The organism is Nocardioides daeguensis (assembly GCF_019192965.1).
GTDB lineage: Bacteria > Actinomycetota > Actinomycetes > Propionibacteriales > Nocardioidaceae > Nocardioides > Nocardioides daeguensis.
In genome coordinates this window covers 147,256-170,294 of the sequence record NZ_JAHTKU010000008.1, presented here as the reverse complement: position 1 = coordinate 170,294, position 23,039 = coordinate 147,256, and the positions used below count along the sequence as shown (strand labels likewise).

At 72.6% G+C, this 23,039-nt stretch carries 26 protein-coding genes; 14 read left to right on the top strand and 12 right to left on the bottom strand.

The features are described from left to right. The first annotated feature begins 28 nt into the window (after positions 1-28). The 4 genes from def to KU893_RS06835 are packed head-to-tail and all read left to right on the top strand — an operon-like array spanning position 29 to position 3,887. A complete protein-coding gene (gene def / locus KU893_RS06850) occupies positions 29-574 on the top strand; it encodes a peptide deformylase (RefSeq protein WP_218233607.1) in 546 nt (181 codons plus the stop codon). Next, positions 571-1,497, top strand: a complete 927-nt coding sequence (gene fmt / locus KU893_RS06845) for a methionyl-tRNA formyltransferase (RefSeq protein ID WP_218233606.1) — start codon at positions 571-573, stop codon at positions 1,495-1,497. Before def ends, fmt begins: the two co-directional genes overlap by 4 nt. After that, complete coding sequence (locus KU893_RS06840) at positions 1,490-2,830, top strand: RsmB/NOP family class I SAM-dependent RNA methyltransferase (RefSeq protein ID WP_218233605.1); 1,341 nt, start codon at positions 1,490-1,492, stop codon at positions 2,828-2,830. Before fmt ends, KU893_RS06840 begins: the two co-directional genes overlap by 8 nt. A gap of 40 nt (positions 2,831-2,870) precedes the next feature. After that, the gene (locus tag KU893_RS06835; RefSeq protein WP_218233604.1) at positions 2,871-3,887 is read left to right on the top strand and encodes an LLM class flavin-dependent oxidoreductase; all 1,017 of its coding nucleotides are present in this window, start codon (positions 2,871-2,873) and stop codon (positions 3,885-3,887) included. A 108-nt stretch (positions 3,888-3,995) separates the two neighbouring features. On the opposite strand, the gene KU893_RS06830 is transcribed toward KU893_RS06835, so the two are convergent. Then, a complete protein-coding gene (locus KU893_RS06830) occupies positions 3,996-4,358 on the bottom strand; it encodes a MerR family transcriptional regulator (protein WP_218233603.1) in 363 nt (120 codons plus the stop codon). Between the two features lie 84 nt (positions 4,359-4,442). Between KU893_RS06830 and KU893_RS06825 the strand changes: the two genes are divergently transcribed. Continuing rightward, positions 4,443-5,600 carry an MFS transporter gene (locus KU893_RS06825; RefSeq protein ID WP_218233602.1) on the top strand — a complete coding sequence of 386 codons (1,158 nt, stop codon included), beginning with the start codon at positions 4,443-4,445 and terminating at the stop codon, positions 5,598-5,600. Between the two features lie 3 nt (positions 5,601-5,603). Here KU893_RS06825 and KU893_RS06820 read toward each other — a convergent pair whose 3' ends face one another. The 3 genes from KU893_RS06820 to KU893_RS06810 are packed head-to-tail and all read right to left on the bottom strand — an operon-like array spanning position 5,604 to position 7,699. After that, positions 5,604-6,410 carry a hypothetical protein gene (locus tag KU893_RS06820; RefSeq protein ID WP_218233601.1) on the bottom strand — a complete coding sequence of 269 codons (807 nt, stop codon included), beginning with the start codon at positions 6,408-6,410 and terminating at the stop codon, positions 5,604-5,606. After that, entirely contained in the window at positions 6,407-6,925 is a 519-nt protein-coding gene (locus KU893_RS06815; protein ID WP_257441459.1) for a SigE family RNA polymerase sigma factor, read from the bottom strand. Before KU893_RS06815 ends, KU893_RS06820 begins: the two co-directional genes overlap by 4 nt. Before the next feature lie 45 nt (positions 6,926-6,970). Then, a complete protein-coding gene (locus tag KU893_RS06810) occupies positions 6,971-7,699 on the bottom strand; it encodes an AAA family ATPase (protein WP_257441464.1) in 729 nt (242 codons plus the stop codon). A gap of 38 nt (positions 7,700-7,737) precedes the next feature. Between KU893_RS06810 and KU893_RS06805 the strand changes: the two genes are divergently transcribed. Together KU893_RS06805 and ligD are read left to right on the top strand one after the other, a co-directional pair. Continuing rightward, on the top strand, positions 7,738-8,283 hold the full coding sequence (locus KU893_RS06805; RefSeq protein WP_218233600.1) for an NUDIX domain-containing protein: 546 nt from the start codon (positions 7,738-7,740) through the stop codon (positions 8,281-8,283). A 22-nt stretch (positions 8,284-8,305) separates the two neighbouring features. Beyond that, a complete protein-coding gene (ligD, locus tag KU893_RS06800) occupies positions 8,306-9,253 on the top strand; it encodes a non-homologous end-joining DNA ligase (protein ID WP_218233599.1) in 948 nt (315 codons plus the stop codon). Between the two features lie 13 nt (positions 9,254-9,266). Here ligD and KU893_RS06795 read toward each other — a convergent pair whose 3' ends face one another. Next, positions 9,267-9,467 (bottom strand): hypothetical protein, encoded by a 201-nt coding sequence (locus tag KU893_RS06795; protein WP_218233598.1) that lies wholly within the window; start codon positions 9,465-9,467, stop codon positions 9,267-9,269. A gap of 127 nt (positions 9,468-9,594) precedes the next feature. On the opposite strand from KU893_RS06795, the gene rpe reads away from it, so the two are divergent. Continuing rightward, positions 9,595-10,260 carry a ribulose-phosphate 3-epimerase gene (gene rpe / locus KU893_RS06790; RefSeq protein ID WP_218233597.1) on the top strand — a complete coding sequence of 222 codons (666 nt, stop codon included), beginning with the start codon at positions 9,595-9,597 and terminating at the stop codon, positions 10,258-10,260. Here rpe and KU893_RS06785 read toward each other — a convergent pair. Beyond that, positions 10,257-10,853: a hypothetical protein gene (locus KU893_RS06785; protein WP_218233596.1), complete on the bottom strand. Its 597-nt coding sequence runs from the start codon at positions 10,851-10,853 to the stop codon at positions 10,257-10,259. The genes rpe and KU893_RS06785 overlap by 4 nt on opposite strands. Positions 10,854-10,886: 33 nt before the next feature. Between KU893_RS06785 and KU893_RS06780 the strand changes: the two genes are divergently transcribed. After that, the gene (locus KU893_RS06780) at positions 10,887-11,369 is read left to right on the top strand and encodes an MOSC domain-containing protein (RefSeq protein ID WP_218233595.1); all 483 of its coding nucleotides are present in this window, start codon (positions 10,887-10,889) and stop codon (positions 11,367-11,369) included. Here KU893_RS06780 and KU893_RS06775 read toward each other — a convergent pair. The 3 genes from KU893_RS06775 to kstD form a co-directional block, all read right to left on the bottom strand. Beyond that, entirely contained in the window at positions 11,341-11,781 is a 441-nt protein-coding gene (locus KU893_RS06775) for an OsmC family peroxiredoxin (RefSeq protein WP_218233594.1), read from the bottom strand. The two genes, KU893_RS06780 and KU893_RS06775, sit on opposite strands and share 29 nt — an antisense overlap. Before the next feature lie 100 nt (positions 11,782-11,881). Beyond that, positions 11,882-12,760 carry an enoyl-CoA hydratase ChsH3 gene (gene chsH3 / locus KU893_RS06770; protein ID WP_218233593.1) on the bottom strand — a complete coding sequence of 293 codons (879 nt, stop codon included), beginning with the start codon at positions 12,758-12,760 and terminating at the stop codon, positions 11,882-11,884. Then, positions 12,760-14,445: a 3-oxosteroid 1-dehydrogenase gene (gene kstD / locus KU893_RS06765; protein ID WP_218233592.1), complete on the bottom strand. Its 1,686-nt coding sequence runs from the start codon at positions 14,443-14,445 to the stop codon at positions 12,760-12,762. The genes chsH3 and kstD overlap by 1 nt, the downstream gene beginning before the upstream one ends. A gap of 166 nt (positions 14,446-14,611) precedes the next feature. On the opposite strand from kstD, the gene hsaA reads away from it, so the two are divergent. The 5 genes from hsaA to KU893_RS06740 all read left to right on the top strand — a co-directional run bounded on the left by hsaA (position 14,612) and on the right by KU893_RS06740 (position 19,780). After that, on the top strand, positions 14,612-15,799 hold the full coding sequence (gene hsaA / locus KU893_RS06760) for a 3-hydroxy-9,10-secoandrosta-1,3,5(10)-triene-9,17-dione monooxygenase oxygenase subunit (RefSeq protein WP_218233591.1): 1,188 nt from the start codon (positions 14,612-14,614) through the stop codon (positions 15,797-15,799). After that, positions 15,799-16,716, top strand: coding sequence for a 4,5:9,10-diseco-3-hydroxy-5,9,17-trioxoandrosta-1(10),2-diene-4-oate hydrolase (hsaD, locus tag KU893_RS06755; RefSeq protein WP_218233590.1), 918 nt, complete (start codon positions 15,799-15,801; stop codon positions 16,714-16,716). Before hsaA ends, hsaD begins: the two co-directional genes overlap by 1 nt. Further along, positions 16,713-17,609: an iron-dependent extradiol dioxygenase HsaC gene (gene hsaC, locus KU893_RS06750; RefSeq protein ID WP_246592088.1), complete on the top strand. Its 897-nt coding sequence runs from the start codon at positions 16,713-16,715 to the stop codon at positions 17,607-17,609. Before hsaD ends, hsaC begins: the two co-directional genes overlap by 4 nt. A gap of 21 nt (positions 17,610-17,630) precedes the next feature. Further along, positions 17,631-18,266: a flavin reductase family protein gene (locus tag KU893_RS06745; RefSeq protein WP_257441472.1), complete on the top strand. Its 636-nt coding sequence runs from the start codon at positions 17,631-17,633 to the stop codon at positions 18,264-18,266. A gap of 125 nt (positions 18,267-18,391) precedes the next feature. After that, positions 18,392-19,780 carry a trypsin-like serine peptidase gene (locus tag KU893_RS06740; protein WP_218233589.1) on the top strand — a complete coding sequence of 463 codons (1,389 nt, stop codon included), beginning with the start codon at positions 18,392-18,394 and terminating at the stop codon, positions 19,778-19,780. A gap of 99 nt (positions 19,781-19,879) precedes the next feature. Here the strand turns inward: KU893_RS06740 and KU893_RS06735 are convergent, their stop codons facing one another. From KU893_RS06735 to KU893_RS06725, 3 genes are read right to left on the bottom strand one after another with little or no spacing between them, the layout of a single operon-like run. Then, complete coding sequence (locus KU893_RS06735; RefSeq protein WP_218233588.1) at positions 19,880-20,872, bottom strand: acyl-CoA dehydrogenase family protein; 993 nt, start codon at positions 20,870-20,872, stop codon at positions 19,880-19,882. Beyond that, a complete protein-coding gene (locus KU893_RS06730) occupies positions 20,872-21,813 on the bottom strand; it encodes an acyl-CoA dehydrogenase family protein (protein ID WP_218233587.1) in 942 nt (313 codons plus the stop codon). Before KU893_RS06730 ends, KU893_RS06735 begins: the two co-directional genes overlap by 1 nt. After that, on the bottom strand, positions 21,810-22,991 hold the full coding sequence (locus KU893_RS06725; protein WP_218233586.1) for an acyl-CoA dehydrogenase family protein: 1,182 nt from the start codon (positions 22,989-22,991) through the stop codon (positions 21,810-21,812). Before KU893_RS06725 ends, KU893_RS06730 begins: the two co-directional genes overlap by 4 nt. Between the last annotated feature and the right edge of the window lie 48 nt (positions 22,992-23,039).

Genomic DNA, 23,039 nt, shown 5'->3' with positions numbered 1-23,039 from the left:
CTGGCGGCCCAGCCACTAGGCTGACGCGGTGGCGATCCGACCCATCCGACTCTTCGGCGACCCCGTCCTGCGCAAGCCCGCGATCGAGGTCGTCCACTTCGACGCCGAGCTGCGCCAGCTGGTCACCGACCTGACCGACACCATGCTCGACGCGCCCGGCGCCGGCCTGGCCGCACCCCAGATCGGGGTGGGCCTGCGGGTCTTCACCTGGTACGTCGACGGCGAGGTCGGTCACCTCGTCAACCCGACGCTCCAGCTCTCCGAGGAGACCCAGGACGGCCCCGAGGGCTGCCTGTCGCTGCCCGAGCTGACCTACGACTGCCTGCGCGCCCTCTCAGTGGTCGCCCGCGGCTTCAACATGCACGGCGACCCGATCACCATCGAGGGCTCCGACCTGCTCGCCCGGGCCATCCAGCACGAGACCGACCACCTCGACGGGATCTTGTTCATCGACCGCCTCGACGAGGCGGGGCGCAAGGCCGCGATGCGCGAGATCCGCGAGTCGGAGTGGTTCGGCCTCGACAAGCCGACGGTCAAGGTCTCGCCCCACGCGACGGGAGGCTTCGGCCGATGAGGGTCGTCTTCGCCGGCACCCCCGAGGTCGCCGTCCCCGCCCTCGACGCGATCGCCGCGTCCGCCCACGAGCTGGTCGGCGTCGTCACCCGTCCCGACGCCCCCGCGGGCCGGGGGCGGAAGCTGACCCCGAGCCCGGTCGCGCAGCGGGCCGAGGAGCTCGGCGTACCGGTCCTCAAGCCGGCGCATCCCCGTGACCCCGAGTTCCAGGAGGCGCTCAAGGCGCTGGCGCCGGACTGCTGCCCGGTGGTGGCCTACGGCGCCCTCATCCCGCGCAGTGCCCTCGACATCCCCGTCCACGGCTGGGTCAACCTGCACTTCTCCTTGCTGCCGGCCTGGCGGGGCGCGGCGCCGGTCCAGCACTCGATCTGGGGTGGCGACGAGTACACCGGCGCCACCACCTTCCGGATCGTCGAGGCCCTCGACGCCGGCCCGACCTTCGGCGTGATGACCGAGCGGATCCGGCCCACCGACACTGCGGGCGACCTGCTCGGCCGCCTCGCCGAGGGCGGTGCGAGCCTGCTCGTCGCGACCCTCGACGGCATCGCCGACGGCTCCCTCGAGGCCCGCGAGCAGCCGTCCGACGGGGTCAGCCTGGCGCCGAAGATGAGCGTCGACGACGCGCGCGTCGACTGGAAGGAGCCGGCGGTCGGCGTCGACCGGCGGATCCGCGCCTGCACGCCCGGCCCCGGCGCCTGGACCACCCTCGACGACGAGCGGGTCAAGCTCGGCCGGGTCGAGATCGTCGCCGACGGGCCCGACCTCGCGCCCGGTGCGATTCAGGTCGGCAAGAACGAGGTCCTCGTCGGTACGGCGAGCGACCCGGTCCGGCTCACCGAGGTGAAGGCATTCGGCAAGAAGCAGATGGGCGCGGCCGACTGGGCGCGCGGCGTCCGACTGCCCGAGACCGCACGCTTTGAGTAGGCCGAAGCGGCGGGCGGTCGACCCGTCCCGGCTTGCCGCCTTCGAGGTGCTGAAGGCGGTCCGGGTCGACGACGGCTACACCAACCTGCTGCTGCCGGCGCTGCTCGCCCGCCACGGCCTGGCCGGGCGGGACGCGGCGTTCACCACCGAGCTCGCCTCGGGCACGATCCGTCGCCAGGGCACCTACGACGCCGTGCTGGCCGCCTGCATCGACCGGCCGCTGCGCAAGGTCGAGGCCAAGGTCCTCGACGCGCTGCGGCTCGGCACCCACCAGCTGTTGGGCATGCGGGTCCCGACGCATGCGGCGATCGACACCACGGTCACCCTGGTCCGCGACCAGGTCAACCAGGGGGCGGCCGGCTTCAGCAACGCGGTGCTGCGCAAGGTGGCCTCGCAGGACCTCGACGCCTGGCTCGCCCAGGTCGCGCCCGACGACCTCGCGGTCGCCCACAGCCACCCGGCCTGGGTGGTCGAGGAGCTGCGCCGCGCGCTGGCGGACCGCGCGGAGGAGCTGCCCGAGCTGCTGGCCGCCGACAACGACGCGCCGCGGGTCACCCTGGTCGCCCGGCCCGGTCTGGCCGCGCGCGACGAGCTCCCGGGTACGCCGACCCCGTACTCGCCGTACGGCGTCGTCCTCGACGGCGGTGACCCGTCGTCGGTGGTCGCCGTCGCCGAGGGCCGGGCCGGTGTGCAGGACGAGGGCTCGCAGCTGGTGGCGCTCGCGCTGGCCGCCGCCCCGGTCGACGGGCGCGACGAGCGGTGGATCGACCTGTGTGCCGGCCCCGGCGGCAAGGCCTCGCTGCTCGCGGCCCTCGCCGCGCAGCAGGGCGCCGCGTTGACCGGCGTGGAGCTGCACCACCACCGGGCCCGCCTGGTGGCCCGGGCCGCGTCCGCCACCGCGGGACTCGCCGGTGTCGTGCAGGCCGACGCGACCCGGGCGCCCTTCGCCGACGCCAGCGCCGACCGGATCCTGCTCGACGCCCCGTGCACCGGTCTCGGAGCGCTGCGCCGGCGTCCCGAGGCCCGCTGGCGTCGCCGGCCCGCCGACGTGACCGAGCTGGTCGGGCTGCAGCGGGCCCTGCTGGCCGAGGCGATCCGGGTGCTGCGGCCCGGGGGAGCGCTGCTCTACGCGACCTGCTCGCCGGTGCTGGCCGAGACCGCCGACGTCGTGACCGCCGCCCTGGCCGAGCACCCGCAGGTGCGGCTCGAGGACGTGAGCGCGCACCTGCCCGCCGTACCGGATGCCGAGGGGCCGCTGCCCGGCACTGTCCAGCTCTGGCCGCACCGGCACGGCACCGACGCGATGTTCCTGGCCCTGCTGCGCAAGGCGTGAGCCGCGGAATGAACCAGGAAAGTTGATGGTTCAACCAGTCATGAAGAAGATCGGGTTCCTCTCCTTCGGCCACTGGATGCCGAGCCCGCACTCGCAGACACGCACGGCCTCCGACACCCTCCTGCAGTCCATCGACCTCGCCGTCGCGGCGGAGGAGCTGGGCGCCGACGGGGCGTACTTCCGGGTGCACCACTTCGCGCGCCAGCTCGCCAGCCCGTTCCCGCTGCTCGCGGCGATCGGCGCGCGGACCAGCCGGATCGAGATCGGCACCGGCGTGATCGACATGCGCTACGAGAATCCCCTGTACATGGTCGAGGACGCCAGCGCCGCCGACCTGATCTCCGGCGGCCGGCTGCAGCTCGGCATCTCGCGCGGATCACCGGAGCAGGTCATCGACGGGTGGCGGTACTTCGGGTACGCGCCGGCCGAGGGGGAGGCCGAGGCTGACATGGCGCGCCGGCACACCGAGGTCTTCTTGGAGGCGCTGCGCGGTGAGGGGTTCGCGCAGCCGAGTCCGCGCCCGATGTTCGCCAACCCGCCCGGGCTGCTCCGCCTCGAGCCGCACTCCGAAGGACTGCGCGAGCGGATCTGGTGGGGCGCAGCGTCCAACGGCACCGCCCGCTGGGCCGCCGAGCTCGGCATGAACCTGATGAGCTCCACGCTCAAGGAGGACGAGAGCGGCCAGCCGTTCCACGTCCAGCAGGCCGACCAGATTCGCGTCTTCCGCGACGCCTGGGCGTCGGCCGGGCACGCGGGCACCCCGCGGGTGTCGGTCAGCCGGTCGATCTTCCCCCTCGTCTCGGAGGAGGACCGGATGTACTTCGGCGGCCGTCCCGACGACGACCAGGTCGGGCAGATCGACGACATGCGTGCGATCTTCGGACGCTCCTACGCCGCTGAGCCCGACCGGCTCGTCGAGCAGTTGCGGGGCGACGAGGCCATCGCCGAAGCCGACACGCTGCTCCTCACCGTGCCCAACCAGCTCGGCGTCGCGTACAACGCGCACGTCATCGAGTCGATCCTGACGCACGTCGCGCCGGCGCTCGGCTGGCGCTGAGTCACCGCCGCGGATGCATGCGGTTTGGTCCCAAACCGCATGTATTCGGGCCCAGATGTTGCGGTTTGGTCCCAAACCGCAACCCGTCGACCCGCCCGAGACGTTCCGCTACGGCCCGGCGGCGCTGACCTGGGCGAGGTATTGCCGGATGGTGTCGCGGCTGCGGGTGAGGCACTCGATCCGCTTCTCCAGGCCGACCAGCTCCTCGGCGAGGAGGGTGGCGACCTCGGCGGAGCAGGCGGGCTGCTCGAGGGCGCAGGCGGCCTCGGCCTCGAGCAGCACCTTGACCAGGCGGGTGGGGATGCCGGCCTGCACCAGGCCGGCGATCCGTTCGATCCGCTCGACGTGGGAGGTGCTGTAGGTGCGGTACCCGTTGGGCAGCCGGTCCGCGCTGAGCAGGCCCTGCTGCTCGTAGTACCGGATCAGCCGGGTGGCGACGCCGGTCTGCTCGGCCAGCTCCCCGATCCTCATCGCCGTGACCTCATGTCTGCTGCCTCACATCCTCGTCGCCGGACCTTGACATTGACATCAGTGTGAAACTCTACCGTCGAGGACATGGCCCTCACCACTCCCCACGCCGCAGCAACGATCGACCACGACAACCCGACCGGCGGCGATCCGCTGCCCTGGCCCGTCCTGCTCACCCTCGGCGCCGCCACCCTGGTCATGGTCACCGGCGAGATGCTGCCCACAGCCGTCCTCGACCCGATGAGCCGTGGCCTGGCGGTCTCCGAGTCCGCCGCCGGGCTGCTGGTGAGCGTGTGGGCCGCGGTCGTGGTGGTCGCGAGCATCCCGCTGGTCCGGCTGACCCGGGGCCTTGCGCGTCCGGCGGTGATCGCGGGCAGCCTGGTTGTGTTCGCGCTCGCCGCGGCGGCGACCGCCCTCGCCCCGTCGTACGCCGTCGTCCTGCTCGCGCGCACCCTCGGTGCCGGCGCGGTCGGCCTGCTGTGGTCCACCGTCAACGCGCACGTCGCCGACCTCGTGCCGGACCGGTTGCTCGGGCGCGCGACCTCGGTGGTCCTCGGCGGGGCGACGCTCGGGATGGTGCTGGGGACGCCGGCCGCGCGGCTCGTCGCGGATCTCGCGGGCTGGCGTGCGGCCTTCGGGGTGCTGGCCGGCGGCAGCCTGGTGGCGGCCGTGCTCGTCCTCCGGGTGGTGCCCACGACCCGCGCGGTGCCGAACGACCAGCGCCCCGACGCGGCAACCGGGGGAGGGCTGCGGACGATGGTCGTCGTGACCCTGCTGGTCGCGCTGGTGCTCGTCGGCCACTACGGGGCGTACACCTTCATCACCCGCCTCGCCGGACCGCCGGCCGTCGCGTTGCTGGTGTTCGGCCTCGCGTCCGCGCTCGGCGTCGTCCTCGCAGGTCGGGTCGAGCGGACCGTGCCCGGACTCCTCCTTGCCACCGTCCTCACCGCCGTGGCTGTGCTCGCGGTCGGGACCTTCGGCAGCCTGCCCCTGGTCGCCCTCTGGGGTCTCGCGTCCGGCGCGCTCCCGCCGTTCGCGCAGACCCTCGTGCTGCGCCTCGCCGGTCCCCGCCACCGCGCGCTCGCCGGTGCCTTGATCCCCGTGCTGTTCAACGGCGGAATCGCGGTCGGCGCGGCTCTCGCCTCCGCCGTCGTCGCCGGGTACGGCGTGGGCGCGCTCGGGCTGCCCGCCGCGGTCCTGATCGCGACCGCTGCGGTCGGACTGGCCCGGGCCACCCGTCGGTGAACCTCAGTCGACCCAGGCCAGGCCTTCGCCGAGGGCCGCGATCTCGGCGTCGGTGGTGCCCCGGCCGCCCTGCACGCTGATGAAGATCCCGTCGTGCGCCTCGGTCGTGTACCCGCCAGGGCCTGCGCCCTTGTCGGGCGAGGAAAGCCAGGCGTCCCGCTCGGAGGCGTCGCGGATCACCAGCGAGGCCACACCACCGTCGTCGGCCGTGCAGGTGGCCTTGTCGTCGACGAGGAACCACTCGCACGTCCAGCCGGCAGGCGCGGATGCCGGAGCGTGGTCGACCTTGCCGAACATGCCGAGCGCGGCGGCGTCAGCCTCGGAGACCTCGACCACGATGCCGGGCCAGTCCTCCAGCAGGCTGTCGAAGCCCGCGGACCACCAGCTCTCGATCTGGTCGACCGGACCGGAGACGAGAACGGCGAAACCGGTGCCGGAGCCGGGTTCACTGCTCGATCCCAGGACGTGGAGGGCGTCCTCCTCCTTGCCGACCGTGCCGGTGAGTCCGTCGCCCAGGTCGAGCACCTGCCCGACCTGCAGGCCGGCAGCGGGTGCGGAGGTCTGGGCGGTGGCGACCGAGCGGTCGCGGGCCGCCGTACCGTCGCCGGTCACGAGGCCCGCGGCGACCGACACGGCGGCGACTGCGGCCACGCCGGCGACGGTGCCGGACATGACGCGGCGGCGGCGGCGCAGCTGCTGGCCGGAGGCGAGGGAGGTGGCGGCGAGGTGCTCGAGATCGGGGCGTTCGTCGCGCAGCCGTTCGCGCAGGGCCGGCCCGACGAGGGGGGCGAGGTGGTCGAGATCGGTCATGGGTGGGTCCTCTCGGCGATCGGGTCGATGAGCGGGCGCAGCCGCAGGAGGGCGCGGCGGGCGCGGGTGCGCACGGCCGACTCGCTGATCCCGAGGTCGGCGGCGGTGTCGACGACGCTGCGGTCCTCCCAGTAGCGGAGCACCACGACGGCGCGGTCGAGCGGGGAGAGGCCGGCCAGCGCGGCCAGCAGGTCCACCCGGAGCTCCGGGTCCGGACCGGTGTCGGGCGGCCCCACGTCGGCGACGGTCAGGTCGCTGGGGCGCTCGCCGTTGCGCCGCAGTCGGCGGTGCGACAGGAAGGTGTTGAGCAGCACCGTTCGCGCGTAGGCGACCGGGCTCTCTGCTGCTTGCACCCGACCCCAGCGCACGAACACCTTCGCGTACGTCGCCTGGGTCAGGTCCTCCGCGAGGTGGTGGTCACCCGTCAGCAGCATCGCCGCGTGGTGGAGCTGCGTGCCGGTCGCGCGCACGAACGCCGAGAACTCCTCGGCCTGCCGGTCTGCCTTCACTCCCACCTGACGCTCCAGGGGCGCGGTCGCGTGACAGCCGGTTGCACGGGTTCAGTCCAGGACGTGGCGCAGGTAGCGCTGCGGGTCCTCGAGGTAGCGCCGCCAGTGCTGGACGAGCTCGAGCTCGGCCCACGTCGTACGACGCAGCCCCCAGTCGCCGACCTCGAGGATCGTCGCACCCGGCATCGCCGCCAGCACGGGCGAGTGCGTCGCGCAGAGCACCTGCCCACCCTGACGCACGACATCGTCGAGCACGGAGACCAGCCCGAGCGAGGACGAGAACGAGAGCGCCGCCTCGGGCTCGTCGAGGCAGTAGAAGCCGGGGGAGTCGAAGCGGGTGCGGAGCACCTCCAGGAACGACTCGCCGTGGCTCATCTCGTGGAACCGGCTCTCCTGGGGTGCCGTCGGGCTGCGCGGGTTGTGCTCGAGGAAGCTGTACCAGCCGTGCATGGTCTCGGCGCGCAGGAAGAAGCCCCACCGGCCCGCCCCGAGCCCGCGCTGCAGCCGCAACGCCCCGTGTAGCGGCGACTCCGTCTCCCGGGTCGTGTGCCGCCCCTGGTTGGTGCCGCCCTCCGGTGAGAGGCCGTAGGCGACGGCGACCGCCTCGACCAGCGTCGACTTGCCGGACCCGTTCTCGCCGACCAGGAAGGTGACGCCCTTCGCGAGCTCCAGCCCGTCGCGGACCACCTGGGCGACCGCCGGGATGGTCATCGGCCAGTCGTCGGGGTCGAGCCGGTCCTCGGCGGTGACCCGGACCACGGGCGGCTGGTCGAAGTCCACGGGACTCACGCTACGGCGTGGTTGGCTAGGTTGGCCGGATGCAGCCGTGGCAGCGCCGATCGAGCCGGATCGCCTACGAGAACCCGTGGATCCGGGTCCGTGAGGACGAGGTGGTCCGTCCCGACGGCACCGACGGGCTGTACGGCGTCGTCGAGGTCCGCCAGCCCGCCGTGTTCGTCGTACCGCTGACCGAGGACGACGAGGTCGTGCTCGTCGAGATCGACCGCTACACGACGGGCGACCGGGCCTCGCTCGAGCTGCCGGCGGGGGGAGCCGACGGTCAGGACCCGCTCGTCGCGGCCCAACGCGAGCTGCGCGAGGAGACCGGCCTCGCCGCGTCGCAGTGGCAGGAGATCGGCAGGATGAACGCCCTCATCGGCGTGGCCGACGCCCCCGAGGTGGTCTACCTCGCCCGCGGCCTGACCTACGTCGGCGACGACGCCATGCTCGAGGACGGGATCCGTGCCGTCCACCGGGTGCCGCTCGACGAGCTGCTCGCCCGGGTCGGGCGCGGCGAGATCACCGACGGTGAGAGCCTCGCCTGCCTGCTCCTCGCCCTCGTCGCCCTGGGCCGCGTGGGCTGAGGCTTCGGTACCCTCAGCAGCCATGGCGTCCCCGGCGGTCGAGATCGAGGTCGAGAACCGCGTCGTACGGGTGAGCAACCCCGACCGCGTCTACTTCCCCGAGATCGGCGCCACCAAGCTCGACCTCGTCGAGTACTACCTCGCTGTGGGTGAGGGCATCGTCAACGCGCTGTGGGAGCGCCCGTGCATGCTGCACCGGTTCCCGAAGGGCCTCGACGGCGAGAAGGTCCATCAGAAGCGGCTGCCGGCCGGCGCGCCGGACTGGGTCGAGACCGTCCAGCTGTTCTTCCCGCGCTGGAAGCGGACCGCCGACGAGCTCTGCGTGACCGAGCTGGCCTCGGTGATCTGGGCGGTGCAGATGTCGACGGTCGAGTTCCACCCGTGGAACAGCCGCCGCGGCGCCACCGAGATGCCCGACGAGTGGCGCATCGACCTCGACCCCGGCCCCGCGTCGTCGTACGACGACATCCGCAAGGTCGCCCACGTCGCCCACGAGGTCCTCGAGGAGCTCGGCGCCGTCGGCTACCCGAAGACCAGCGGCAGCAAGGGCCTGCACGTCTACGTCCGGATCAAGCCCGAGTGGGACCACAAGGGTGTACGACGCGCCGCGCTCGCCTTCGCCCGCGAGGTCGAGCGCCGCGCACCCCGGCTGGTCACCACCACCTGGTGGAAGAAGGACCGCGACCCGGCGGCGGTGTTCGTCGACTACAACCAGAACGCCCGGGACCACACCATCGCCGCGGCGTACTCCGTGCGCGGGCTGCCCGACGCCCGGGTCTCCACGCCGATCCGCTGGGACGAGGTCGACGACGCCGACCCGCGGGACTTCACCATCCGAACCGTTCCCGCGCGCTTCGCCGAGCTCGGCGACCTGCACCACGACATCGACGACCACGTCTTCGACATCGCCCCGCTGGTGGCGTGGGCCGACCGCGACGACCTCCCCGCAGGCGACGAAGACGTCGACTAGCCCTGCTGGTCGGTCAGGCGCTCAGCTGCTCGTCGAGAGCGGCCCGCAGCTCACGGGCATGTGCGTGCAGGATCACGGCGGCGAAGCCGTTGCCCCGGGCGTCCTCGCTGTCCGCCTCGCGGTCCCACTCGTCGGCGAGGCGGCGGGCCTCGGCTCGCGGATCCGCCACCAGCGCGCGCTCCACGGCCCGCTTGCGGGCCTCGCTGTTCATCATGGGCATCGTTGCCACCCCCGTTCGGAACTCCTCCGTTCCCTGCACCCATGATCGTCCGGCGGTGGCGGGAACCGAGCAGAAACGCCGAAGTGTCTGCTGGCCACGCGGCGCCATAGACTGCTCGCCCGTGGGCCACATCCAGATCACGCCGTCCATCCTCAACTCCGACTTCGCCCGTCTCGGCGAGGAGGTCGCCCGGATCCCCGGCGCCGACTGGGTCCACGTCGACGTCATGGACAACCACTTCGTGCCGAACCTGACCTTCGGTCCCGCGATGGTCGAGGCGCTGGCCCGGGTCAGCCCGGTCCCGCTCGACGCGCACCTGATGATCGAGGACGCCGACCGCAACGCGCTCGCGTACGTCGAGGCGGGCTGCGGCTCGGTCACCTTCCACGTCGAGGCGGCCAAGGCTCCGGTGCGGCTCGCCCGGGAGATCCGGTCGGCGGGTGCGCGGGCGTCGATGGCGCTCAAGCCCGCGACCCCGATCGAGCCCTACGAGGACCTGCTCCCCGAGCTCGACATGCTGCTGATCATGACCGTCGAGCCCGGCTTCGGTGGTCAGAAGTTCCTCGACCTGTGCCTGCCCAAGATCCGTCGCGCCCGTGCGCTCATGGACAAGCACGGGGTCGAGACCTGGCTGCAGGTCGACGGCGGTGTCTCGCTGGAGACGGTCGAGCGCTGCGCCGAGGCCGGCGCGGACGTCTTCGTGGCCGGCTCCGCCGTCTACTCGGCCCAGGACCCCGACGCGATGGTGGCCGCCCTGCGGGCGAAGGCCGAGGCCGCGCGCTCCTAGAGCGCCGGCGGTGCGCCGACCTCGACCGGTACGTCGGGCTGGTGGCTGCCGACCCAGTCGAGCACCTGTTGCAGCGCCCCGAGGCCGCCGTGGCCGACGACGGCGGTGCGGGCCGCCGCGGGTGGTGAGATGCCGAACGCGCGCGCCAGCTGGCCGGACACCACACCGGCGCCGTTCACGGCGATCGCGTGGTCGTCGTGGGCGACGAGGCGCAGCACGGGGAGGTGCTCGGCGTCCTCGACGTACGGCGGCACGATCTCCCACCAGGCCAGCTCCACCCGCGCGAGGTCCGGCCACAGGAGCCGGGCGCCGGAGTCGGCGCCCTGCAAGGTGACGCCGGCCTCGTCGAGGTGCAGCGCGATGTCGCGGCGCAGCAGCGGCCGGGCGCCGAGGCGGTAGCCGCCCCAGCCGGCGACCACCAGCCCGGCGAGTGCGAGCATGAGGGCGTCCAGGCGGTCGAACGGGTCCAGGCCCTGGGAGGCGATCGCCGCGAGAGGGGCCGCGACCATCACGGCTCCGGCGAGCACGGCGACCAGCGCGATGCGCGGCAGGCTGCTCGCGGGCGCGGGCAACCGGACATCGAGGGACGACACCCGGGGAGCGTAGGGCGTCGGTAGCCTCGGGGCGTGGATCCCTCGCCCGTCGTCGCCGCGCTGCACGTCGCAAAGGCGACCCGCCTGCCGATGCAGGCGAAGGACGTCGTCGTGGTCGAGGCGGGGCGCGGGATCGTCGGCGACCGCTACCACGGCACCCGGCACCGGCACGTCACGGTGCAGAGCCGCGAGAGCCTCGACGAGGCGGCCACGGTCTACGGCCGCGCGGTGCCCAGCGAGCTGACCCGTCGCAACATCACGATCAGCGCGGGCGCCGTACCCCGTGCGCCCGGGACCAGGATCCGGATCGGTGAGGTGGTGCTCGAGGTGGTCCGGGTCGCGGCGCCGTGCAAGCTGCTCGACGACACGATCGGCGCGGGAGCACAGGAGGCGCTGCGGCGCCGGGCGGGGACCGTGTTCCGGGTGCTCGCCGGCGGGACGATCCGGGTCGGCGACCCGGTCGACCTGGCGGTGCCGGGAGACGGGCTCAGCTCTCCAGCGCCGCGTCCAGCGTGATCGGGACGGCGGCGAGGGCCTTGCTGACCGGGCAGCCGGACTTCGCCGCGTCGGCGGCAGCGGCGAACGCCTCCGCGTCGAGTCCCTCGACCTCGGCGCGCACCGTCAGCGCGATGCCTGAGATGTGGAAGCCGCCGGCGGGATCGGGACCGAAGCTGACGTCGGCGGTGACGTCGAGGGCGACCGGCGTGCCACCCGCCTTCTCGATCTGCCCCGACAGTGCCATCGAGAAGCAGGCGGAGTGGGCGGCGGCGATGAGCTCCTCGGGGCTCGTCGTGCCGTCCGCTGCGTCCGACGTCCGCTTCGGCCACGACACGTTGAAGGTGCCGGCGCCCGAGGAGGTCAGCTCGGCCTGGCCGGTGCCGTCCTGGAGGCCGCCGTTCCAGGCGGTGCGTCCGGTGCGAGTGGGCATGAGAATCCTCCGTAGAACAGGTTCCGATTGGGCAGAGACTGCATGCTGGTGGCCTCAATTGTTGCGGTTTGGGACCAAACCGCAACGCCCCGACCCGGAATCAGGCCAGCGACAGGACGCAGTCGGCGAGGACGGGGGAGCCGTCCCGCTCGCCGCCCTCGATCGTGGCCGTGCCGATCACCGCGGCGCCCTCGCGCCAGCCGGCGACCCGGATCGTCTCGCCGGGGAACACGACGCCCGCGAACCGGCCGGTGAACCCGCCGACCTGCGCGGCGTCGCCGCCGAGGAGGCCGTCGGTGAGCTCGCGCAGCACGATGCCGTAGGAGCACAGCCCGTGCAGGATCGGTGCCGGGAAGCCGGCGGCCTTCGCGAAGCCGGGGTCGGCGTGCAGGGGGTTGCGGTCACCGCACAGGCGGTAGAGCAGCGCCTGCTGGGGCGTCACGGTGTACGACGACACGTGGTCCGCTTCCCGCTCGGGCACCGCCACGGGGGAGGCCGTGCCGCGGTCGCCGCCCCAGCCGCCCTCGCCCTTGACGAAGATCGACGAGCGCACCCGCCACAGCTCCTCGCCGTCGGGTGAGGTGGCGACGCCCTCCTGCCAGATGACGGCGGCCTTGCCCTTGTCCCAGATGTCGGTGAGCGTGGTCCGCACGGTGGCGGTCCCCGCGGTCGGGAGGGGCCCGGAGACGGAGATCGACTGCGAGCCGTGGACCACCTGGGCGAGGTTGATGTCGCACCCGGGCAGGTCGAGCGGCGGCGGGTCGGTCTCGTGGAAGGTCGGGGCCACGACGCCGAAGGACGGCAGCACCTGCAGCGCCGCGTCGTCGAGGGTGTAGCGCAGGGCGGAGGCCGAGAGGTTGTCGCCGGTGCGCGAGCCGGCGCCGATGCCGAGGTGGTAGAGCAGCACGTCGGACTCGGTCCACGAGAACGTGCGGGAGCCGAGGTCGGCTCCGATCGCGACGGACGGATCGATGGGCATCAGGCGTTCTCCTTGGCGATGTCCTGGGCGCTGTCGTGAGCGATGTCCTGGGCGGCGAGGTAGCCGAACACGATGGCGGGGCCGATCGTGCCGCCGGGGCCCGGGTAGGTGTTGCCCATGACCGCCGACGAGACGTTGCCGGCGGCGTACAGGCCGGGGATGACCGTCCCGTCCTCGCGCAGGACGCGGGCGCGCTCGTCGGTGACCAGGCCGCCCTTGGTGCCGAGGTCGCCGGGCACGATCTTCACGGCGTAGAACGGGCCCTTCTCGATCGGCGCGAGCGAGCAGTTCGGCTTCACCGTCGGGTCGGAGTAGTACTGGTCGTAGGCCGACTCGCCGCGGTGGAAGTCCTCGTCGACGCCGGCGCGGGCGAAGCCGTTGAACCGCTCGACGGTCGCCTCCAGCGAGCCCTCGGGCAGGCCGACCTTGGCGGCGAGCTCGCCGAGCGAGTCGGCGCGGGTGACGACGCCCTCCTTGTACCAGCGGCCGGGGAAGGGCTGCCGCCCGGCGACGCCGGCGAAGAGGTAGCGGTTGCGGTAGGTCTGGTCGAAGACCATGTACGACGGCACGTGGTCGATCCCGGTGGCCTGTCCCTTGTAGATCTCGTGGGTGGCCTCCACGTAGGGGAGCGCTTCGTTCATGTAGCGCGCGCCGGCGGAGTTGACGATGATCGAGCCGGGCAGGTTGCGCTCGGCCAGGCAGAACCAGGCGCGTCCGGGGAGCGGGATGGTCGGTCCCCACCAGGCGTCGTCGAGCAGGTCGGTGGCGGCGCCGGCCGCCGTACCGGCGAGCAGGCCGGCGCCGGTGTTGGAAGCGGCGCCGGTGGACCACGCGGCGGACGTGGGCTGGGGCAGGAACTTCTCGCGCAGCTCCTGGCTGTGCTCGAAGCCGCCCGAGCCCAGGATCACGCCGCGGCGCGCGCGGATCTCGCGGCGCTGGCCCTCCTGCTCGACGACGACTCCGACCACGCGACCGTCCTCGACGAGCAGGTCGAGCAGCGAGGTGTCGTAGCAGACCGGCACGCCGGCGTCGATGAGGCCCTTGCGCAGACCGATGGCGATCGCGTTGCCCATCGCGAACATCCTCTTGCCGGTGACGATCGCGAGCAGTCGCTTGACCATCACCTTGATCATCGTGAGCGGGCCGCGGAGGGTGCGCAGGCCGAGGCTGAGCTTGCGGAAGTCGGCCTGGGTGACGATCAGGTTGGCCGGTGCCTTGGTGTACGGCGGGTGCAGCCGGTCGAGCTCGTCGCCGAGGAAGCGCGCGTCCATCGGGACCGGCTCCACGCTGCGCCCGCGCGGGCGCCCGCCGGGCCGCTCGGGCAGGTAGTCGGCGTACTCGGGGACCCACGTGAAGCGCAGCGGCGTCTTCTCCCGCAGGAAGTCGAGGACCTCGGGGCCACGGTCGAGGTAGGTGTCGCGGCGCACCTTCGGCACGACGTCGCCGACGATCGCGTCGAGGTAGGTCTTGGCCGCCTCGCGGTCGCCCTCGTCGACCTGCCCTGCCGCCTGGAGCGCGTAGTTGCCGGGGATCCACACCCCGCCGCCGGAACGGGCGGTCGAACCGCCGAAGTGGGCGCTCTTCTCGACCAGGACGGTGTCGAGCCCCTGGTGGGAGGCGGCGAGCGCGGCCGACATGCCGGCACCGCCGGCGCCGACCACGACGACGTCGTAGGAGTCCTTCATGGCGAAAACTGTAACAGGTTCTAGTAGTGTCATCCCCGCCCCGTCCTGCTTGGTGCGGCCGGGGCCGGGCGCGCCGTTCCCGCGCCGGGGGACCCCGCTTGCCCCAAAAGTAGAACCTGTTCTACTCTGGTGCGGCACCCACACCGTCGTCGACACAGGAGCTCCCATGAACCAGGACTTCGCCCCCGAGGTGACCGCCGTCCTCGACGGCGTGCGCGACCTCCTCCCCACCCTGCGCGAGCGGGCGGAGGAGGGCGAGCGGCTCCGGGTGATCCCGGACGCCTCGATCAAGGAGCTCGAGGAGACCGGCTTCTTCCGGCTGCTGCAGCCGAAGCGGTACGGCGGCATCGAGGCCGACCCGGTCGCGTTCTACACCGCTGTGCGCGACATCGCCTCGGCCGACGGCGCCACCGGCTGGGTCGCCAGCGTGGTCGGCGTGCACCCGTGGCAGGTCGCCCTGTTCGCCGACGAGGCACAGCAGGCCGTGTGGGGTGACGACCAGAGCGTGCGGCTCTCCTCGTCGTACGCCCCGACCGGCAAGGCCGTCATCACCGAGGGCGGCTTCAAGCTCTCCGGCAAGTGGAGCTTCTCGTCCGGATCCGACCACTGCTCCTGGGTGCTGCTGGGCGGCCTGGTGTTCAACGTGGAGGGCCAGGTCGTCGACTTCCGCACCTTCATGGTCCCGCGGGAGAAGTACCAGGTCGTCGACGTCTGGAACGTCGTCGGTCTGCGCGGCACCGGCTCCAACGACATCGTGGTGGAGGAGACCTTCATCCCCGAGGCGTTCACGCTCTCGATGGGGGAGACCGGCCAGTGCAAGGGCCCCGGCCAGGCGGTCAACACCAGCGACCTCTACAAGCTGCCCTTCCACTCGATCTTCACCTCGACCATCGCCACCCCGATCATCGGCATGGCCAAGGGTGCCTACGCCGAGCACGTCGAGATGCAGCAGAAGCGGGTCCGTGCGGCCTACCTCGGCGAGAAGGCGTCCCTCGACCCGTTCGCCGCGGTCCGCATCGCCCGCGCCTCCTCGGAGATCGACGCCGCCTGGGCGCTGCTGATCAACAACCTCCGCGAGGAGCAGGCCCACGTCGCCAAGGGCGAGCAGATCCCGCTCGAGCTGCGACTGCGCGTGCGCCGCGACCAGGTCCTCGGCACCGCCCGCTCCATCGAGGCGATCGACACGCTCTTCGAGGCCTCCGGCGGCCGTGCGCTCGCCGAGGGCACCTACCTGCAGCGCGCCTGGCGCGACGCCCACGCGGGTCGCGTCCACGCGGCCAACGACCCCGAGCGTGCCCTGCAGATGTACGGCGGCCACCAGTTCGGCCACAAGGTCGACCCCGGGATGTACTGATGGCCAGCGGCTCGCCCTGGGGTCAGGAGGAGACCCGTCGCTCCGCGAAGGCGGGCGACATCACGCTGAACTACTACGAGGCCGGACCCGAGGGGGGTTCGACGGTCGGCGGCGGCCTGCCGTTCGTGCTCCTGCACGGCGGCGGCCCGGGCGCCTCGGCGTGGAGCAACTTCGGCTCGGCGCTCCCGCGCTTCGCCGGGACCTTCCGGACCCTGCTGGTCGACCAGCCCGGCTTCGGCGGCTCCGACAAGCCGGCGGTCACGGCCAACTACTTCCGCCACTCCGCGTCGTACCTCCTCAAGCTCCTCGACGAGCTGCAGATCGAGCGGATCCACCTGCTCGGCAACTCCCTGGGCGGCGGTACGGCGACCCGGTTCGCGCTGGAGTACCCCGACCGGGTCGGCCGGCTGGTGCTGATGGGCCCTGGCGGCCTGTCGGCCAACCTCTTCCACGCCGACCCGACCGAGGGTGTCCAGCGGCTGATGGACTTCAGCATGAACCCGAGCCGCGAGGCGCTGCGGGCGTTCATCTCCACGATGGTCGTCAACCAGGCCCTGGTCACCGACGAGCTGGTCGAGGAGCGCTTCGCCGACGCCACCGCGCCGGGCTCGCTCGAGGCGATGCGCTCGATGGGAGCCTCGTTCTGGAACCCGGAGTGGGCCGAGGACGGCATGCTCTGGCGCGAGGCCCACCGGCTGCGCAAGCACACCCTGCTCACCTGGGGCCGTGAGGACCGGGTGAACCCGCTCGACGGCGCGCTGGTCGCGCTCAAGCAGATCCCCAAGGCGCAGCTCCACGTGTTCCCGAACTGCGGCCACTGGGCCCAGATCGAGGCCGCCGAGGAGTTCGCCGAGATCTGTACGGCCTTCCTGGCCCGCCACGTCGAACGATCGACCTCGAACGGAGGCGCAGCATGACCATCGACATCAAGTCCATGGGCTACATCCGGGTCGCGAGCACGGACCTGGAGGCATGGAAGACCTTCGCCGGCAAGGTCCTCGGCCTCGCCGAGGGCCGCGGGCCGAACCCCGCGCACCAGTACTGGCGCATCGACGAGGTGTCGGCCCGGGTCGTGGTCTTCCCCTCCGACGTCGACCAGCTCGACTGCGCCGGCTGGGAGCTCGCCGACCACCAGGCCCTGCAGGCCGCCCGCGAGCACCTGCAGAAGGCCGGTGTGGAGTTCGAGGAGGGCACCCGGGAGGAGCTCGACGAGCGCCGGGTCCAGGAGCTGGTCCGGTTCCGCGACCCGTGGGACAACGTGTTCGAGCTGTTCCACGGCATCACCTACGAGGCCCGTCCCGTCGTGACGCCGTACGCCGCCACCTTCGTGACCGGCGACCAGGGCATGGGTCACATCGTGGTGCCGGTGCTCGACGACGTCGAGGCGCTGCGGTTCTACACCGAGGTGCTCGGCTTCCGGCTGCGCGACTCGATGAGCATGCCGGGCGAGTTCGTCGGCAAGGAGCCCGGCAGCAAGGTCTGGCTGCGCTTCCTCGGCGTCAACCCACGTCACCACTCGCTGGCGTTCTTGCCGATGCCCAACCCGAGCAAGTGCGTCCACGTGATGCTCGAGGTCGACAAGCTGGACCACGTCGGCCGGGCCCTGGAGCGGGTCCGCAAGCACGGCGCGCCGCTGTCGGCCACGCTGGGGCGCCACATGAACGACGAGATGATCTCGTTCTACGTGAAGTCGCCCGGCGGCTTCGACGTCGAGTTCGGCACCGAGGGCATGACCGTCGACGACGCCCGCTGGGTGGCGCGCGAGTCGACCGCCGTCTCGTACTGGGGCCATGTATTCGGCGGTCAGTGAGTGGCTACTAGCGTGAGTGACGTGAGCGAGATCCCCGAGGGCATCAGCCCCGACGCACGGGAGACCTGGCCGCATCCCGAGCTGATCCAGTCCTGGCTCGGGGACGCGGAGGTCGACTTCGAGCTGCGTCCCGGCGAGGAGGTCGCGGTCCACGACGACCCGGAGGCACAGGCCGCCGCGCGTCGGTTCCGCGACACGCTCGGATGCTTCGCATCGGGGATCACCGTCATCACCACGATGAGCGGCGACGAGCCGGTCGGCATGACCTGCCAGTCGTTCGCCAGCGTCTCGCTCGACCCGCCGCTGATCACCTTCATCCCGGCGCGCAGCTCGCGTGCCTGGCCCGCGATCCAGCGCTCGGGCCGGTTCTGCGTCAACGTCCTCGCCGCCGACCAGGAGCACGTCTCCGGGCAGATGGCGACCAAGGGCATCGACAAGTTCGCCGGCATCGACTGGACCCCCGCGCGGGCCACCGGCTCGCCCGTCCTCGCCGGGGCGCTGGCCCACCTCGACTGCACGATCCATGCGGTCTACGAGGGTGGCGACCACTTCATCGTCGTCGGCAAGGTCGAGCACCTCGAGGCCCACCCCGAGGACGCAGCCGTCGCCGAACCGCTCCTCTACTTCAAGGGTCGCTACCGCACCACCGACGCGTGACCCGACACCGCGACCCGACACCATGACCCGGGCTCGTGACCTGCGCCACACTCGGGCGTTGAGCCCCTGATCGAGTACGAACAGGTCTGGGGGGATCGATGAGATTGCGTGGGTCACGCGGGGCGGTGGCCGTCGCGGCCGCGGTGCTCACCGCCGTGCTGGGCGGGCTGGTCGCCGGGCTGCCGGTGGCGAGCGTGGCCGCGGGTGCGACGCCGGTGGACCCGCGGGTGCCGTCGGTGCCGTCGGTGCCGTCGGCGCAGTCGGGGCCGTCGGTGGTCGTCACGCCGGTGCCGCACGCAGGAGTGCGGGCCTACTGGACCCCGGAGCGGATGCGGGAGGCGATCCCGCTCGACCTCGACCCGGCGGGTGGCCGGATCGCGTCGGCGCCGGGCACGGCCGCCCCGCGCCTGAGCGCCCGGACCGGGGAGGGCCTGCGCAGCACCGGCAAGCTGTTCTTCACCGACGGTCGCAGCGACTTCGTCTGCTCCGGCGCTGCCGTCAGCACGCCCGAGAAGGACCTCGTCCTCACCGCGGGGCACTGCGTCAACACCGGCGGGGTCAAGGGCCTGCTGGGCGGCTGCCGGGCCGGCAGCTACTTCAGCGGTTTCCTGTTCGTCCCGGCCTACGACCACGACGCGCGCCCCTACGGCACCTGGGTCGGCACGTCGGTCGCGACGCCCAACGAGTGGGTCACCCAGTGCGACCTGTACGCCCGCGACCAGGCCATGATCCGCGTGGCGCCGCTCGGTGGGCGCAACCTGGTGGACGTGGTCGGCGGCAACGGACTGGCCTGGAACTACCCGGCCCGCGAGGACGGCGTCCGGGTGGTCGGCTGGCCCGCCGAGGCGCCGTACGACGGCCAGAGCCGCCAGGAGTGCGTCGCCTCGACGGTGGGGTCCACGAGGACCAACACGCCCGCCGACGCCGAGATGGCGTGCCCGTTGACGGGCGGCGCCAGCGGCGGGCCCTGGTTCGTCCGGATGGCGAGCGCCGACACCGGGTTCATCTTCGCGGTGACCTCGCGACGGCCCACGGACGGCACCCCCCTGCTGTTCGCGACCCCCTTCGACGCCTCGATCGAGACGCTGCTCGCGGTGGCGCGGTCCGCCCCGCGACCGGTCTCCCGCCCGGTCGCCGGCCGGGTCACCGGTCGGGTCACCGGCGACCGCCCGAAGCGAGGGGCCCGGCTGCGCCTGGCCGCGACCGCCGGCGTCGTGGGCTTCGGCGAGTCCTACCGGCTGGTCGCCGAGACCCGCCGGGTCCGCAGGATCGTGCTGCAGGTCCGCGACCTGCCGGGAGCGCCGTGGCGCCGGCTCGCGAGCGCGCGGGTGCGCGGCGGCGTCACCGTGTTCGACCAGTCTCCACCGCCGGGCACCCGGTGGTACCGGGTCAAGGTGCGGGGCGCGAAGAGGCACAGCGCGCCGGTGGCGGTGACCGTGGGGGCGTGTCCGCTGCCGCTGGACCGCTCGCCGGGGGTGGTGAGCGCGACCCGCTGCACCAGCCCGGTGGGCTGACTGGCCCCTTGTAACTAAGTGTTACGTCGCGAATCTGTGGCTGGAGTGACCAGTGTGGTGGATAAGTCGACCGAACACTTAGTTACAAGTGATCGAGCCTTACAGCTCCACGGCTGCCCGGTGCCGGTGCGGAGCGCCGGACAGCTGTCCGAGTGCGTGCGCGCGCTTGAACACCAGGTGGGCGTCGTGCTCCCAGGTGATCGCGATGCCGCCGTGCAGCTGCACGCACTCGCTGGCGGCCAGGCTCGCCGTCTCGAGGGCGTACGACGCCGCGCAGTGCGTCAGGAAGGCGGCCTCGTCCGGGGCCGACCCGGGGTCGGCGAGGGCGTAGCACGCGGCCCAGCTCGCCGAGCGGGACATCTCGACCCGCGCCAGCACGTCGGCCATCCGGTGCTTGAGCGCCTGGAACGAGCCGATGGGGCGGCCGAACTGCACCCGCTCCTTGAGGTAGCCGACCGTCATCTGCAGCGCGCGGTCGGACAGGCCCACGGCGAGCGCCGCGACGGCCGCGGCGCCGACGAGCTCGGCCCGGCTCCGCGCCGCGTCGCCGTCGCCGATCACCGACAGCTCGGCCCCGGACAGGTCGAGACGGGCCAGGCGGATGCTCTGGTCCATCGACTCGACCCAGGTCGCGCGCGCGCCGGTGACCTCGACCAGGTCGCCACCACGGACGGCGAGCACGATCTCGGCCCGGTCGCCGTCGAGCACCGCGCCGTCGTCGAGCGCGACGGTGGCGATCTGACCGGCGGCGATGCCCGGGAGCAGCCTCTTCTTCGCATCCTCGGTGCCGCCGGCCAGCAGCGCCTCGGTGGCGACCGTCGTGGCGAGCAGCGGGCTCGGCGCGAGGGTGCGGCCCAGCTCCTCGAGCACGACGGCCGTCTCGAAGAAGGACGCGCCGACGCCGTCGTACTCCTCCGGGACGGCGAGCGCCGCCACCCCGATCTGCGCGCACAGGGTGGCCCAGAGCGCCTCGTCGTAGCCGGTCTCCGACGCCGACGCGGTGCGGACGGCGGCCGAGTCGGCACGCTTGTCGAGCAGGCCGCGGACGGTCGCCGCCAGCTCGGCCTGCTCCTCGCTGAGCTCGAACTGCATCACGCGCTCCGGAGGGTCTCGAGGATGCGGGCACGGTGCTCGGCCGGCGTGCCCCAGGCGCTGACCAGCGCGCGGATCTTGGTGATCCAGACGCTGAGGTCGAACTCCTGGGTGTAGCCGATCGCGCCGTGCACCTGCAGGCCGGTACGGGAGGCGAGGTAGGCCGCGTCCGCGCACGCGACCTTGGCGGCCGACACCGCGCGCGCCCGCTCGCTGGTTGAGCCTGTGGAAGCAAGAGCGGCGCCGTAGACCAGCGGCCGCGCGAAGTCGAGGGCGATCCGCACGTCGGCGAGCTTGTGCTTGACCGCCTGGTACGAGCCGATCTCGCGGCCGAACTGCCTGCGCTGCTTGACGTAGGTCACCGCGTCGGCGAGCACCCGCTCGCCGGCGCCCAGGAGCTGGGCGGCGGTCGCGAGGACGGCCAGGTCGTACGCCGCGTCCGGCCCGGTGGTCGAGGTGCGAGGAGCGCCGGCGACGAGCCTCGAGGCCTCCGGGGTGACCTCGAAGAGCCGGCGGGTGCGGTCCACCGACACCAGTCGGTCGCCGACGACGGCCTCGTGCAGTCCGTCGGGCCCGGCGACGTACACCTGGTCGGCGACGTCGGCGTCGAGCGCGTACGGCGTCTGCGGCGGCACCGCGACGGTGGCGACGCCCTCGACCTCGGCGCCGAGCGCGACGGGCAGGTAGGCAGCCGACTCGACCCACGGGCCGGGCACGGCGTGGCGGCCGAGCGCCTCGAACGCGACGCAGACCTCGACGGGGGAGGCCTCGGTGGCGAGCATGGTCAGGCCCTGCTCGGCCAGTCGCTCCCACAGCTTCAGGCCCGCGGCGTGGTCACCTGCGGCCCAGCTGCGGGCGACGCCGACGGCGTCGGCCGCGGTCAGCAGGGAGTCGAGCGAGGCGGCGAAGTCCTGCTGGTCGGTGGTGAGCTCGAACCTCATGACTTCTGGACTCCCTTGGGCTCGCGGGGCAGACCGAGGATCAGCTCGGCGATGATGTTGCGCTGGATCTCGTTGGTGCCGGCGTAGATCGGCCCGGACAGCGAAAAGGTGTAGCCGTCGAGCCAGCGTGACTCGAGCTCGGCGTCGGGGCCGAGCAGGTCGAGCGCGGTCTCGTGGAGCGCGACGTCGAGCTCGCTCCACCACACCTTGTTGACCGAGCCGGCCGCTCCGATGTCACCGCCGTCCTTCAGCTTGGTCACCGTTCCCCAGGTGTAGAGGCGGTAGGCCTCGGCCTTGAGCCAGGCGTCGACGACGCGCTTCGCGACGTCACCGACCGTTGGTCGAGGTGCGAGCTTGCGAGCCTCGAGACCCTCGTCGTACAGCGCGAGCAGGCGGTCGGCGACGGCGGTGAACCGGCCGGGGGAGCGCAGCGAGAGACCGCGCTCGTTGCCGGCGGTGCTCATCGCGACCCGCCAGCCGTCGCCCGGGGCGCCGAGCACGTCCGCGTCGGGCACGAAGACGTCGTCGAAGAAGACCTCGGCGAAGCCCTCCTCGCCGTCGAGCTGCGCGATCGGGCGAACCGTCACGCCGTCGGCGTCGAGCGGGAAGAGGAAGTAGGTCAGGCCCGCGTGCTTCTGCGCCTCCGGGTCGCTGCGGAACAGGCCGAAACCCCACTGGGCCAGCGCCGCGCGCGAGCACCAGATCTTCTGCCCGTTGAGCACCCAGCCGCCGCGCTCGTCGTCCCGACGGGCGGTCGACTTGAGAGAGGCGAGGTCGGAGCCTGCCTCGGGCTCGCTCCAGCACTGCGCCCAGACCCGCTCGCCGGTCGCCATCGAGGGCAGGAAGCGGTCCTGCTGCTCGGGGGTGCCGTGCTCGAAGATGATCGGCGCGAGCAGGAAGATCCCGTTCTGCGAGACGCGCAGGGGAGCGCCGGCCCGGTAGTACTCCTCCTCGAAGACGACCCACTCCACCAGGGACGCCTCGCGTCCGTGGTACTCCCTCGGCCAGGACACGACCGACCAGCGCTCGGCGGCGAGCTTCGCCTCCCAGGCCTGGTGCAGGACGAAGCCCTCCGCGGTGTCCAGGGACGGCAGCGGCTCGAGCGGCACGTTGGCGGCCAGCCAGGCCCGGGCCTCGGCCTGGAAGGCCAGCTCGGACTCGCTCAGTTCGAGATCCATGTCAGTTCGGGTTCCTCATCGGCGTGGAGGTCGGCACGGTCGAATGTA

Coding starts and splice junctions, on each gene's coding strand:
- fmt (WP_218233606.1), top strand. CDS start 571: ATGAGGGTCGTCTTCGCCGGCACCCCCGAGGTCGCCGTCCCCGCCCTC.
- KU893_RS06835 (WP_218233604.1), top strand. CDS start 2,871: ATGAAGAAGATCGGGTTCCTCTCCTTCGGCCACTGGATGCCGAGCCCG.
- KU893_RS06830 (WP_218233603.1), bottom strand. CDS start 4,358: ATGAGGATCGGGGAGCTGGCCGAGCAGACCGGCGTCGCCACCCGGCTG.
- KU893_RS06825 (WP_218233602.1), top strand. CDS start 4,443: ATGGCCCTCACCACTCCCCACGCCGCAGCAACGATCGACCACGACAAC.
- KU893_RS06820 (WP_218233601.1), bottom strand. CDS start 6,410: ATGACCGATCTCGACCACCTCGCCCCCCTCGTCGGGCCGGCCCTGCGC.
- KU893_RS06805 (WP_218233600.1), top strand. CDS start 7,738: ATGCAGCCGTGGCAGCGCCGATCGAGCCGGATCGCCTACGAGAACCCG.
- ligD (WP_218233599.1), top strand. CDS start 8,306: ATGGCGTCCCCGGCGGTCGAGATCGAGGTCGAGAACCGCGTCGTACGG.
- KU893_RS06795 (WP_218233598.1), bottom strand. CDS start 9,467: ATGATGAACAGCGAGGCCCGCAAGCGGGCCGTGGAGCGCGCGCTGGTG.
- KU893_RS06775 (WP_218233594.1), bottom strand. CDS start 11,781: ATGCCCACTCGCACCGGACGCACCGCCTGGAACGGCGGCCTCCAGGAC.
- chsH3 (WP_218233593.1), bottom strand. CDS start 12,760: ATGCCCATCGATCCGTCCGTCGCGATCGGAGCCGACCTCGGCTCCCGC.
- kstD (WP_218233592.1), bottom strand. CDS start 14,445: ATGAAGGACTCCTACGACGTCGTCGTGGTCGGCGCCGGCGGTGCCGGC.
- hsaA (WP_218233591.1), top strand. CDS start 14,612: ATGAACCAGGACTTCGCCCCCGAGGTGACCGCCGTCCTCGACGGCGTG.
- hsaD (WP_218233590.1), top strand. CDS start 15,799: ATGGCCAGCGGCTCGCCCTGGGGTCAGGAGGAGACCCGTCGCTCCGCG.
- hsaC (WP_246592088.1), top strand. CDS start 16,713: ATGACCATCGACATCAAGTCCATGGGCTACATCCGGGTCGCGAGCACG.
- KU893_RS06735 (WP_218233588.1), bottom strand. CDS start 20,872: ATGCAGTTCGAGCTCAGCGAGGAGCAGGCCGAGCTGGCGGCGACCGTC.
- KU893_RS06730 (WP_218233587.1), bottom strand. CDS start 21,813: ATGAGGTTCGAGCTCACCACCGACCAGCAGGACTTCGCCGCCTCGCTC.
- KU893_RS06725 (WP_218233586.1), bottom strand. CDS start 22,991: ATGGATCTCGAACTGAGCGAGTCCGAGCTGGCCTTCCAGGCCGAGGCC.